Source organism: Streptomyces durhamensis (genome assembly GCF_000725475.1).
GTDB lineage: Bacteria > Actinomycetota > Actinomycetes > Streptomycetales > Streptomycetaceae > Streptomyces > Streptomyces filipinensis.
This window is the reverse complement of the sequence record NZ_JNXR01000173.1, coordinates 1-310: the sequence shown is the minus strand read 5'-3', so window position 1 is coordinate 310 and position 310 is coordinate 1. Positions and strand designations below refer to the sequence as shown.

Here is a 310-nt window from a genome sequence, read left to right as displayed (position 1 = left end):
GGCCCGCTGACCCGCCGCGGGTGTCCTGATCGTCGGGACCGAGGACCGTGGCCAGCGATGCCATTTCAGTCTGCCCGTAGAAGTTCCACAGCCGTAGCTCGGGCGCCAGGCGGCGGAGTTCGCGCAGCATCTCCACCGGCAGCGCGGACGCGCCGTAGTAGCCCTTGCGCAGTGAGGTCAGATCGGTGCCGGCTAGGGCAGGCGAGCGGAGCAGTGCACCCCACACCGTCGGTGGGCAGAACAGATTGGTGGCTTTCTCCCGTTCGATCGCGTCGAGAATCGCCGTCGGATCCGGTCGATCAAGGATGAT

1 protein-coding gene is annotated in these 310 nt (G+C 66.8%); it reads right to left on the bottom strand.

All coding sequences use genetic code 11. The features are described 5' to 3' along the window. A partial coding sequence (locus tag IO33_RS0142255) for an AMP-binding protein (RefSeq protein ID WP_031174369.1) occupies nucleotides 1–310 on the bottom strand: 310 nt, incomplete at both ends.